Source organism: Pseudomonas sp. CFBP13528, from assembly GCF_005233615.1.
In the GTDB taxonomy this organism is placed as follows: Bacteria; Pseudomonadota; Gammaproteobacteria; order Pseudomonadales; family Pseudomonadaceae; genus Aquipseudomonas; species Aquipseudomonas fluorescens_AM.
The window spans coordinates 336,798-348,926 of the sequence record NZ_QGAJ01000005.1; the positions used below are offsets into that span (position 1 = coordinate 336,798).

Sequence of the window (12,129 nt, forward strand, 5' to 3'; positions counted from 1 at the left end):
GAACGGGACCAGGACAAAGGCGTCCTCGCTAGGTAACTAGCGGGGACGCCTTTTTTTGTTTGCGCGTGATTGGTCGGAGAGCGACATGAAAAAACTCAAACTGGTGATGATCGGCAACGGCATGGCCGGGGTTCGCACCCTGGAAGAATTGCTCAAGCTCAGCAGCGACCTCTATGACATCACGGTATTCGGAGCCGAGCCCCACACCAACTACAACCGCATCCTGCTCTCACCGGTACTGGCCGGCGAGCAGACCTTCGAAGAGATCGTGCTCAACGATCTGGACTGGTACCTCGACAACCACGTCAAGCTGCTGCTCAACCGCAAGGTGGTGCAGATCGACCGGGTCAAGCGCCGCGTCATCGCCGAGGACGGTACCGAAGCCGAATACGATCGCCTGCTGATCGCCACCGGTTCCACGCCGTTTATCCTGCCCATTCCAGGTAACACCTTGCAGGGCGTGATCGGCTACCGCGATATCGCCGACACCCAGGCCATGATCGACACCGCCAAGACCCACAAGCACGCGGTGGTGATCGGTGGCGGACTGCTCGGCCTGGAGGCCGCGAACGGCTTGATGCTGCGCGGCATGCAGGTGACCGTGGTGCACATCGGCGAATGGCTGCTGGAACGGCAATTGGACAAGACCAGTGGCCAGTTGCTGCAAACCGAGCTGGAAAGCCGTGGCCTGGTGTTTCGCCTGTGCGAACAGACCCAGGCCCTGCATGACGCCGGCAATGGCCGCGTCGGCTCGGTGCAGTTCAAGAACGGTGACATCATCCCCGCCGACCTGGTGGTGATGGCCGCCGGTATCCGCCCCAACACCGAACTGGCGGAAAAGTCCGGCATCCCCTGCAACCGTGGGATTCTGGTCAACGACACGATGCAAACCTACGACCCGCGCATCTATGCGATCGGTGAATGCGCCAGCCACCGTGGGATCGCCTACGGCCTGGTCGCACCGCTGTTCGAACAGGCCAAGGTGTGCGCCAACCATCTCGCCCAGTTGGGTTTCGCCACCTATAAAGGTTCTGTGACCTCCACCAAGCTCAAAGTTACCGGCATTGACCTGTTCTCCGCGGGCGACTTCATGGGCGGCGAAGGCACTGAGACCATCACCCTCTCCGACCCCATCGGCGGCGTGTACAAGAAACTGGTGATCAAGGACGACATCCTGGTCGGCGCCTGCCTGTACGGCGATACCGCCGATGGCGGTTGGTATTTCCGCCAGATCCGTGAGAACCACGCGATCGGCGAGATTCGCGATCACTTGATGTTTGGCGAAAATGCGCTGGGCGATGTGGGCCATCAAGGCCAGGACAAAGCCATGAGCATGGCCGACAGCGCCGAAGTCTGCGGCTGCAATGGCGTGTGCAAGGGCACCATCGTCAAGGCGATCCAGGAACAGGGGCTGTTCAGCGTCGATGACGTGAAGAAGCACACCAAGGCGGCCAGCTCCTGTGGGTCCTGCGTGGGGCTGGTGGAACAGATTCTGATCAATACCGTGGGCGGGGCCGCCGACGTCAAGCCCAAGAGCGAAAAAGCCATCTGCGGCTGCAGCGACCTCAATCACGGGCAGATCCGCCAGGCCATTCGCGAACAGCACCTGCTGACCATCGCCGGCACCATGAGCTATCTGAACTGGCGCACGCCCAACGGTTGCGCCACCTGCCGTCCGGCGCTGAACTATTACCTGATCTCCACCTGGCCGGGCGAAGCCAGGGACGACCCGCAATCGCGCCTGATCAACGAGCGCGCCCACGCCAACATTCAGAAAGACGGCACCTATTCGGTCGTCCCACGGATGTGGGGCGGCGTGACCAACCCGTCGGAACTGCGCCGTATCGCCGACGTGGCCGACAAGTACAACGTGCCGATGGTCAAGGTGACAGGTGGCCAGCGCATCGACTTGCTCGGCATCAAGAAGCAGGATTTGCCTGGCGTGTGGAAGGACCTTGATATGCCGTCCGGGCACGCCTACGGCAAATCCATCCGTACCGTGAAGACCTGCGTAGGCAGCGAGTTCTGCCGCTTCGGTACGCAAAACTCCACGCAACTGGGCATTGAGCTGGAGCACGACCTGTTCAACATGTGGTCGCCGCACAAGGTCAAGCTGGCGGTGTCCGGTTGCCCACGCAACTGCTCGGAAGCGGGCATCAAGGACGTCGGAATCATCGGTGTGGACTCAGGCTGGGAGATGTATATCGGCGGCAACGGCGGGATCAAGACCGAAGTCGCGGAGTTCTTCGTCAAGCTCAAGACCGCTGAAGAGGTGCGCGAATACAACGGCGCATTCCTGCAGCTGTACCGCGAAGAAGCCTTCTACCTGGAGCGCACCGTGCACTACCTGCAGCGGGTCGGCATGGACCATATCAAGAAAGCCGTGCTGGAAGACCCGGCCCGGCGCCAGGCCCTCAACGAGCGTCTGCAGTTTTCCCTGTCGTTCGAGCAAGACCCCTGGAAAGAACGCCTGGAACAGCCGCTGCTGAAAAAAGAATTCGATGTGATCCCGGTCAAGCAATTGGAGGTGCCGGCATGAACTGGCTGGATATCTGCGCCCTGGAAGAAATCAACGCCCTGGGCTCGCGCATCATCAACGGGCCCAAGGGCGACATTGCGATTTTTCGCACCAGCGACGATGAAGTCTTCGCACTCGATGACCGTTGCCCGCACAAAGGCGGGCCGCTGTCCCAGGGCTTGATCTATGGCAAACGCGTGGCCTGCCCGCTGCATAACTGGCAGATCGACCTGGCGTCCGGTGAAGCCCAGGCGCCGGATATCGGTTGCGCCCATCATCACCTCGCCCGCGTGGAAAACGGCCGAGTGATGCTGGCCCTGCGGGATGCAGGGTGATGAACCGCCAGGTCACGGCGTCCACCTGCTGTTATTGCGGGGTGGGCTGCGGCGTGCTGATCGAGCATGACGACACCCGGATCCTCGGCGTGCAAGGCGACCCGGACCACCCGGCCAACTTCGGCAAGCTGTGCAGCAAGGGCGCCAGCCTGCACCTGACCGGTGACCTCGACGCCCGTGCCTTGTACCCGCAGTTGCGTCTGGGCAAAGACCTGGCCCGCGCCCGCACCGACTGGGACAGCGCCCTGGAACATGCGGCCACTGTATTCGCCCACACCATTGCCGAACACGGCCCCGACAGCGTGGCGTTCTACATCTCCGGGCAATTGCTGACCGAGGACTACTACAGTTTCAACAAACTGGCGCGGGCGCTGGTCGGCACCAACAATATCGACAGCAACTCACGGCTGTGCATGTCCTCCGCAGTGGTGGGCTACAAACGTAGCCTGGGCGCCGATGCGCCACCGTGCAGCTATGAAGATCTGGAGACCAGCGACTGTGTGATGATCGTCGGCAGCAACATGGCCTACGCGCACCCGGTACTGTACCGACGCCTGGAGGAGGCCAAGGCGCGACGGCCGCAGATGAACGTGGTGGTGATCGATCCACGCCGTACCGACACCTGCGACTTGGCTGACCTGCACCTGGCGATCTTGCCGGGCACGGATGTCGCACTGTTCCATGGGATTTTGCATCTGCTGCTGTGGGAAGACTGGATCGACCGCGATTTCATTCACGCCCATACCGACGGCCTGGCAGCGCTCAAACGCCTGGTGCATGACTACACGCCGCAAATGGTCACGCAACTGTGCGGCATCAGCATCGAGCAGTTGCGCCTGTGCGCGCAGTGGGTGGGCACCTCCAGTAGCTTCTTGTCGCTGTGGTGCATGGGCCTTAACCAATCGAGCGCGGGCAGTGCAAAAAACAGCGCGCTGATCAACCTGCACCTGGCCACCGGTACGATTGGCCGGCCAGGCTGCGGGCCGTTTTCCCTGACCGGCCAACCCAATGCCATGGGCGGGCGCGAAACCGGCAGTTTGTCGAATCTGCTGCCTGGGCACCGCGACGCCGCCAACCCCGAACACCGCGCAGAAGTAGCCGCTTACTGGGGTGTCGACCAACTGCCCGCAACCACCGGCCTCACGGCTATCGAACTGTTTGAACAGGTGCAGGCGGGCACGATCAAGGCGCTGTGGATCGCCTGCACCAACCCGGCCCAATCGTTGCCGGACCAGAATGCAGTGCGTGCAGCGCTGGCGACGTGTCCGTTCGTGGTATTGCAGGAGGCCTTTCGAACCACCGAGACCGCCGCCTACGCCGACCTGCTGCTGCCCGCCGCCAGTTGGGGTGAAAAAGAAGGCACGGTGACCAATTCCGAACGGCGTATTTCCCACGTGCGTCGCGCCATCACCCCACCGGGCGAAGCGCGACCGGACTGGGCGATTACCGTGGATTTCGCGCAGCGCCTGGAGCGCCGTCTGCGGCCGGGGCTGGACAGCCTGTTTGCCTTTGAGCAACCCGCGCAGATCTTTGACGAGTTCAAGCTGCTGACTCAAGCGCGTGACCTGGATGTGTCAGGCCTCAGCCATGCCCTGCTTGACCGACTCGGCCCGCAACAGTGGCCGTTTCCCGTGGGCGCACAAGCCGGAACACCACGACTCTACGTCGACGGCATTTTCCCCACTGATAACGGCCGTGCGCAATTTGTCGCCGAGCCTTATCGCGCCGCCAAGGAGCAGCGTGACGCACGCTTTCCCCTGACCCTGATCACCGGTCGCCTGCGCGACCAGTGGCACGGCATGAGCCGCACCGGCACGGCGGCGCAGCTGTTCGGGCATGTCAGCGAGGCGCTGTTGAGCCTGCACCCGGACGAGTTGCGTCGTCACCGCTTCAAGGAAGGCGACCTGGTCAACCTGAAAAGCCGTCGGGGCAATGTGGTGGTCGCGGTCACCAGTGATGACAGCGTGCGCCCCGGTCAAGCGTTCCTGCCGATGCATTGGGGCGACCGGTTTCTCAAAGGCGGCGTCAATGTGCTCACTCAGCCGGCGTTCGATCCGTTATCGAAACAGCCGGAACTCAAACACAGCGGTGTGCGCCTGGAAGCGGTGCAACTGCCGTGGCAGCTGTTCGCGCTGATCGAGGGTGACGTGCAACGACATTTCGACGCCCTGCGCCCGCTGTGCGAAGAATTTGCCTACGTCAGCCTGAGCCTGAGCGGGCGCGAGCGGCCGGCGCTGCTGGTGCGCGCAGCCCATACCGAGGCGCCCGACCTGCAGATACTGACCCGTATCGACCAGTTGCTGGGCCTGCACGACGGCCCGGTGATGGCCTATGACGACCCGCGCCGCTCTATCGGCAAACGGGTGAAAATCGAACAGGGCCGTATTACAGCGGTTCGCCTGGCCGGTGAAACCCTGGCCCGGCATTGGCTGCAAAGCCTGTGGCTGGAGGGCCGCACCGACGATCAACTGCGGCGCTGGCTCCTGGCGCCCCTGAGCGCGCCACCGGGGGGAGCGGCGGCCAGCAGCAAGATCCTGTGCAATTGCAAGAATGTCAGCGAAAACGCGGTGTGCGCCGCAATTGCCCGTGGCCTGGACCTGACCGGGCTCAAACAGCAACTGGGATGCGGCACGCAATGCGGCTCCTGCGTGCCGGAAATCAAACGTCTGCTGGCCGCCAGCCCGCAGCCAATCGCAATCAGTGTGTGAGGGGAAAAACATGAGCGCAAAAGTGTGGCTGGTAGGCGCTGGGCCCGGTGATCCGGAATTGCTCACCCTCAAAGCGGTAAGGGCCCTGCATGAAGCAGACGTGGTGTTGATCGACGATCTGGTCAACCCGGTTGTCTTGGAACACTGCACGGACGCGCGCGTGATGACCGTCGGCAAGCGCGGCGGTTGTCGCTCTACGCCGCAGGCGTTCATTCACCGTCTGATGCTGCGCTATGCACGCCAGGGCAAGTGTGTGGTGCGGCTTAAAGGCGGCGATCCGTGTATTTTCGGGCGGGGTGGCGAAGAGGCGACGTGGCTGCGCGAGCGTGGCATCGAGGTGGAGCTGGTCAACGGCATCACCTCGGGACTGGCCGGAGCGACGAATTGCCATATCCCGTTGACCTTGCGCGGCGTCAGCCGTGGCGTAACCCTGGTCACCGCGCATACCCAGGATGACAGCAGCCTGAACTGGCGCGCACTGACCGAGGGCGGAACGACGCTGGTGGTGTACATGGGCGTGGCCAAGCTCGAAGAGATCCGGCAACAGCTGCTGGAGGGCGGCATGGCTGCGGATATGCCGGTGGCGATGATTGAAAATGCATCGTTGCCCGAACAGCGCGAATGCCGTAGCCACCTCGCCGCCATGCACGAAGACGCGCAGGCTTTTGCGCTGAAAAGCCCGGCAATCCTGGTGATTGGCCGTGTTGCCGGCGCGGCGCAAATGGCATGCGATGCGGCAGCGGCCAGCGCTTGAGGTAAATCGCAGGCGAAAAAAAGCCCGGCCTGAGCCGGGCTTTTCTCTACTACTCAGTAATTACTGAGCGGTAGCTTCAACCGACGCTTCTACGCGACGGTTAACAGCGCGACCAGCTTCAGTTGCGTTGTCAGCAACTGGGCGGGATTCGCCGTAACCTACAGCAGTTACACGGCTAGGAGCCACGCCGTCTTTAACCAGGACTTGCTTAACAGCGTCAGCACGACGCTGGGACAGCTTCTGGTTGTAAGCGTCTGGACCTACGGAGTCAGTGTGACCAGCAACTTCTACGTTGGTAGCTGGGTACTGAGCCATGAAGTCGGCCAGGTTTTTCACGTCGCCGTAGCTGTTAGGCTTAACAACGGACTTGTCGAAGTCGAACTTAACGTCCAGCTCAACACGAACAACCTGAGCAACCGGAGCTTCTGGCTCTGGAACTGGCTCTGGAGCTGGTGCTGGGGTAGGAGCTGGAGCAGCTGCGCCAGCGTTACCGCCGAAGTTCACACCCAGGCCAACCAGTGCGGAGTAGTCCCACTTGCCGTTGTCCAGACCGTAGTCAGCTTCAACACCAGCACGAGCGTACAGGTTGTTGGTGAAGTAGTACTTCACGCCGGTACCGATGGTAGCGAAAGTGGTCTGGTCGCGACCGCTGTGGCCGTCAGCTTGCACGTTGGTACGGCTCTGGTGGCCGAAACCGCCTTCAACGTATGGACGCAGGCTGTCAACGCCAGCTTGACCGAAGTGGTATTGGGCAACGAGGCTGCCGGTATCACCTTTGATCTTCTGGTTGCCAGTACCGTCGTTCGAACGGGTGTGGTTAGTCTTGTCGTAGGACAGGTTCAAGGACAGGTCGTCGGTCAAGAAGTAACCGATGCGAGCGCCAGGGTTGAAGCCGTCTTCGATGTGCTTGACGCTATCGTTGTACTGCTTCTTGTAGAACAGCTCGCCCTCAACTGCGCCTTGGCCTTGTGCCAGAACGCCGAAAGAAGTAGCGGCAATAAGAGAACCAATGGCCAAGCCCAAGGTGTTTTTCAGTTTCATCCGTTAAATCCCCATCTGGTGATTGTAAAGCAGTCCCACAAACCGGGGGACAACTCGGCGACAAGTCTAACAGAACTTGCCTACACGTAAGAGATATTTGCTACGCACTAAGTTTCAGTCTCGCCCGCAAATTTCTCACGTAATTTATCAAGAGCACGTTTGTAACGCATCTTTGTAGCACTCAAGCCCATATGCATGATGTCAGCGATTTCTTGAAATTCCAATTCTGCGACGAATCGTAGCACCAGAATTTCACGGTCAATCGGATTCACATGCACCAACCAGCGATCGAGTCCGCCCTTCTCCTCGGGTGTCGGCGCCTTTTCTTCAGACGCTTCCTCAAGGGGGTCCAGACTCAAGGCGTCCATCAAGCGACGCTTTCGCCGTTCCTTTCGATACTGCGTGATGCACTCGTTGTACGTGATGCTGTAGAGCCAGGTCTTGAACTTCGATTTTCCCTCGAAGTTCTTCAGGCCGTACAGCACCTTGAGCATCACTTCCTGACAGACATCGTCCGCATCCCTATCGTTCCCCAAATACCTTGAACAAACGTTGAACAGAGTGCGTTGATATCTGCGCATCAATTCTTCGTACGCGCGTGTTACGTGAAACAGCTCCGTGTGCGAACGCGCGACCAACTCCTCATCAGAGAGCTCACGGGGGTCATAGCGCGTGGACAGCGTTTGGGCTTTATTCAAAACAAGTCGTGCCGGCAGTCAGGTCAATGTCCGCTGCAACCCGGTCAGCCGGGTTCGCGGCGGCGTACATTAGCAGGGTTTGCCGGTTTAGCGGCTACTGACCTGCTGCTCCAGGAGAATCCGGTTGGACAGCGACACCAGTTCCCCGTCATCGGTCAGCACGGTCGTCTTGACGGTGCCGATCTCCTCGATTTGCCCTTCGACCTCGCCCACACGCACCTGTTGCCCTACCTGATACAGCTCACGCACGTAGATTCCCGCAAGAATCTGACCGGCAATTTCCCGGCTTCCCAAGCCCATGGCCAGTGCAACGGCCAGACCAACGGTAATCAAAACAATCACGATAACGTGGTTCAGCAGGTCAGTTTTGACCTCCAACTGGCTGATCGCGACCGAAATACTGATGATGATCACCAGTCCCTGGGCAATTCGCCCCAGGCCTGCCGCATAGTCCAGGCCGACACCTTCAGCGGCTCCGCGTACCAGGCCATTGGCCAGTTGCGCTAGTAAAACGCCGACCAGCAGCACCAGCGCGCCGCCGAATACTTTCGGCAAATACAGTGCCAGCATGTCGAGCGTAGCTGAAACTCGCTCAAGTCCAAGGGACTGAGCCGCAGAAACCAGAAAAATAAGTAGAACGAACCAATAAACGATCTTGCCGATCAGCGTCGAAATCGGCACCTGCAGCCCGGCACGGCCCAGCAGCTTGGTCAGGCCGGTTCCGGCCATCAGGCGATCCAGCCCGAGTTTGGCGAGCAATTTGGACAACAGGGTGTCGAGCAGCTTGGCCACGACAAAGCCCAGCAGTACCAGGACCAGGGCACCAAAGAGGTTGGGAATGAAATTCGCCACCTTGGTCCACAATGCGGTCATTGCGGTGACCAGGCTCTGGGTCCAGAGATCAAGTTCCATATTCAATCAGCCTTATCAGCAGTGCGAGCAAGAGGTTTATGCCGGGAGACCGGTGATACATGGGCCGAACCGTTGTTCAGGGCCATCATCAACGCCGGCACCCAACGCCCGAGCAGACCGAACAGGTCCCCCGCCCCTACCTGACGGTTGGCGGTTTTCAGTACGCGGCCCAGGCAGGCATCGTCATCACGGTTGGATGGCGAAGCATTGAGCATGTCACGCAAAGACTGTTCGAACGGATCGTGCATAGAGACCTCTCGCAAGTGATTTAAAAGACGAGGGTAAAATTCATCGGGTCACATCGACCCTTTCCTACGTTCAGCTCATATTCAGCTCAAACCCAGCGTAACCGTCGAAAAAGCCACCATTGACCCAGCGCCACCGAGATCATCAGCAGGCAGGCAATCATGAATCCGTAAGGGCTGCTGGAAAACGGTATTCCCCCTACATTGATGCCCAGCAAGCCGGTCAGAAAACTCATCGGCAAGAAGATGCCGGTGATGATGCCGAAGCGGTACATGGTGCGGTTCATGCGCAGGCTCAGGCGCCGGTCTTCGGCCTCAAGTACAAGCCCCACACGCTCCCGAGCCAATTCGAGCTCTTCAAGGTACCGGGTCAGGCTGTTGTGTAATTCGTTCCAGTAGTCAGCGTCGTCATCACAGAACCACGCCAGTTTGATTCGCGTCAGCTGTGCAAAAATATCCCGTTGCGGCGCCAGGAAACGCTTGAGCCCTGCCGCTCGCCGACGGATCTGCAAGACGCTGCCGTGCTCGGGGGTATACCGTTCGTCGGCATCGAGTTTTTCTTCTTCGGCATCGACAATTTCGGACAGCCCAGTGACCAGATCCTGCACTTTGTTGGTCAGGTACTGCGCCATATAAAGGATCAGTTCGGATGCAGTTCTGGGGCCCTTGCCCTCGGCCAATTGCACCAGCAGCTCATCGGTGGCGCGTAACGGGCGCAACCTGAGGGAAATCACCCGATTGGCTGCCGCGAATATACGTACCGAAACCATGTCTTCCGGTTCCGCGCCGGGATTGAGATTGATCCCGCGCAGAAAGAGCAGCAGTTCGGCATCCGGCAGCGGCAGCAGCCGCGGACGGGTGTTTTCTTCCAGCAGGAGGTCACAGGCAAATTCACTCAAACCGCTGGATTTGCGCAGCCAGGTCTGGGTTTGCGGATGGCTGCGGTCCCAATGCAGCCACAGGCTTTCCTGGGGCTGCAGTTGCAACTCGTCAAGCTCGGTCCGGGCAATCGAACGCGCACCGCCTTTACCGTCCAGCACCAGGGCATGCACCAGCCCCCACTGCGCGTTGTCTTCCTCGAACATCCTCATCCCTTTCGGCTACTGCGGTTTATTCAGGCATTTTCAGCGGGCTGGGCGAGACGATTACCCCGTTGTTATCGGCGTACACGTATTCACCCGGGCGGAACGTCACGCCTGCAAAGGTCACCGCCACGTTCAGGTCACCCAGGCCACGCTTGTCGGTTTTCATCGGATGGGCAGCCAGGGCCTGCACGCCCAGGTCGGTCTGGGCAAGGATGTCGACATCGCGGATGCAACCGTAGATCACCATACCTTCCCAGCCGTTTTTCGCGGCTTTCTCGGCAATCAGGTCACCGAGCAACGCACGCCGCAGCGAACCACCTCCATCGACCACCAACACCTTGCCGGCGCCCGGCTGCTCGGCCTGTGCCTTGACCAGGGAGTTATCCTCGAAGCATTTGAGGGTGACAATCTCGCCGCCGAAGGAGTCTCGGCCACCGAAATTGCTGAACATCGGCTCAAGCACCTGCACCAACTCCGGGTAGGCGTCGCACAGGTCGGGGGTCACGTAATGGTCCATCGCGAAACTCCTGTCATCAAAGAAGGGGTCGAACAGTTCACGGCATATATCAGGAAAAACGTGCTGCAGCAGGCATTCTTTAAGTGCTCGGCCACTGGCGCCGGCCATGATCAAAGCGCAATCAACGCAACGCAATAGTCGTTACGCGACTGAATATGACCAGAAGCGCCTGAGGCGTCATATCTTAGCCGCAACCACTCAAGAGTGAAACGGCCTCGATGGCGCGCTTCGTCAAACCGCCACAGCCACCTCTGGCCGGGTGCCGAGCACAGGTGTCAGCGGATCTTTCAACCAGCGTTCCACCAAGGGCCACACTTGGGCCTGCGCGGCTTTGCTGACCAGCATTTGTACATGCCCGAAATCTTCGGTAAAACCCTGCCCACGTCCCAGGCACAGGTACTGGCGATGCTCGCTGCCGACTTGCTCGAACAGCTTGCGACACGCCCAGTCCGGATCCTGCCGATCGCCCGCCGCACTGACCGCCAACAACGGCACGTCGACCGCTGCCAGGCCTTTCCACCAATCCCGCTCGCCGTCGCCAAAGCGGCCGAACAGGCCATTCCAACGCAGCGCTTCGATTATCACACCGGCCGGTTCGTCCTCCGGTCCACGCTTGAAGCGTGGGCCAGACACCTGAGCTAGACGCTTCAGGATAAATCGACCGCCCCACTCCACCGGTGGAATTTTCAACGGCCAATGCGTGCGGCTGACCTGGCAACCAAATAACGCCACTGAGGCCACTGACTGCGCGTCCAAGGTTTGCCCTCCCAGGGCCGCAGCCAACGTCGTGGCGCCGAGGGAATGCCCGATCCAGTGCGGCACCTGCCCACTTTGCTCGTGCACAAAGGCGCCGATGGCCGGCAAATCGTAGCGCGCATAATCGGCGACACGGTTGCGCACGTAGTCGTGGTTGCGCCTGGACAGGCCATGGCCGCGCATTTCCGGGATCCACACATCAAAACCGCGGCGCGCCAGGTGAGCGCCCAGGCCAATGCCCTTGGGCGAATACCAGAAGCGCCGATTGGAAAAACTGCCGTGCAGGAAAATAACCGGCGTGCCCCGGTTTTCCGGGACATCGGCCAGGCCCAACCGGGTAACCGCCAGCTCGACGGTAGCGTCGGGGCTGTTGCCGGGTTTGAGACGGTACACATCTTCACTCAGGTCGCCACGACGTTCAGCGCTGATCAGGGCGACGGGAAACAGGTTGCTGCTGCTTTGCATAATGCTCTTGCACAAAAAAGGGCGGCGTTCGGTAGGAATTCCGCCCTGTACAGATAAGAATGCCGGTCACCCTTGACAGGTGACCGGCACTTTTG

Annotated in this window: 11 protein-coding genes; 4 read left to right on the forward strand and 7 right to left on the reverse strand. The window is 60.2% G+C overall.

Annotation, left to right across the window (positions count from 1 at the left end):
- Positions 1 to 85: 85 nt before the first annotated feature.
- Genes nirB through cobA form a run of 4 tightly spaced genes read left to right on the forward strand, consistent with a single transcriptional unit; the run spans position 86 to position 6,315 of the window.
- Positions 86 to 2,539 (forward strand): nitrite reductase large subunit NirB, encoded by a 2,454-nt coding sequence (gene nirB, locus PspCFBP13528_RS13385; RefSeq protein ID WP_101220707.1) that lies wholly within the window; start codon positions 86 to 88, stop codon positions 2,537 to 2,539.
- Complete coding sequence (gene nirD, locus PspCFBP13528_RS13390) at positions 2,536 to 2,853, forward strand: nitrite reductase small subunit NirD (RefSeq protein ID WP_057721197.1); 318 nt, start codon at positions 2,536 to 2,538, stop codon at positions 2,851 to 2,853. The genes nirB and nirD overlap by 4 nt, the downstream gene beginning before the upstream one ends.
- Positions 2,853 to 5,561, forward strand: a complete 2,709-nt coding sequence (locus PspCFBP13528_RS13395; protein WP_137200378.1) for a nitrate reductase — start codon at positions 2,853 to 2,855, stop codon at positions 5,559 to 5,561. The genes nirD and PspCFBP13528_RS13395 overlap by 1 nt, the downstream gene beginning before the upstream one ends.
- A gap of 10 nt (positions 5,562 to 5,571) precedes the next feature.
- Entirely contained in the window at positions 5,572 to 6,315 is a 744-nt protein-coding gene (gene cobA, locus PspCFBP13528_RS13400) for a uroporphyrinogen-III C-methyltransferase (RefSeq protein ID WP_137200379.1), read from the forward strand.
- Positions 6,316 to 6,375: 60 nt separating this feature from the next.
- On the opposite strand, the gene PspCFBP13528_RS13405 is transcribed toward cobA, so the two are convergent.
- The 7 genes from PspCFBP13528_RS13405 to PspCFBP13528_RS13435 form a co-directional block, all read right to left on the reverse strand.
- Complete coding sequence (locus PspCFBP13528_RS13405; RefSeq protein WP_065949824.1) at positions 6,376 to 7,356, reverse strand: OmpA family protein; 981 nt, start codon at positions 7,354 to 7,356, stop codon at positions 6,376 to 6,378.
- 107 nt (positions 7,357 to 7,463) lie between these two features.
- Complete coding sequence (gene sigX, locus PspCFBP13528_RS13410; protein WP_057721193.1) at positions 7,464 to 8,054, reverse strand: RNA polymerase sigma factor SigX; 591 nt, start codon at positions 8,052 to 8,054, stop codon at positions 7,464 to 7,466.
- An 87-nt stretch (positions 8,055 to 8,141) separates the two neighbouring features.
- A complete protein-coding gene (locus tag PspCFBP13528_RS13415; protein ID WP_003193288.1) occupies positions 8,142 to 8,966 on the reverse strand; it encodes a mechanosensitive ion channel domain-containing protein in 825 nt (274 codons plus the stop codon).
- Between the two features lie 2 nt (positions 8,967 to 8,968).
- Positions 8,969 to 9,214, reverse strand: a complete 246-nt coding sequence (locus PspCFBP13528_RS13420; RefSeq protein ID WP_065949826.1) for a CrfX protein — start codon at positions 9,212 to 9,214, stop codon at positions 8,969 to 8,971.
- Between the two features lie 86 nt (positions 9,215 to 9,300).
- On the reverse strand, positions 9,301 to 10,296 hold the full coding sequence (locus PspCFBP13528_RS13425) for a zinc transporter ZntB (RefSeq protein WP_065949827.1): 996 nt from the start codon (positions 10,294 to 10,296) through the stop codon (positions 9,301 to 9,303).
- A gap of 25 nt (positions 10,297 to 10,321) precedes the next feature.
- Positions 10,322 to 10,813: a ribonuclease E activity regulator RraA gene (gene rraA / locus PspCFBP13528_RS13430; RefSeq protein ID WP_101220705.1), complete on the reverse strand. Its 492-nt coding sequence runs from the start codon at positions 10,811 to 10,813 to the stop codon at positions 10,322 to 10,324.
- Positions 10,814 to 11,044: 231 nt separating this feature from the next.
- A complete protein-coding gene (locus tag PspCFBP13528_RS13435; protein WP_137200380.1) occupies positions 11,045 to 12,034 on the reverse strand; it encodes an alpha/beta fold hydrolase in 990 nt (329 codons plus the stop codon).
- Positions 12,035 to 12,129 lie beyond the last annotated feature (95 nt).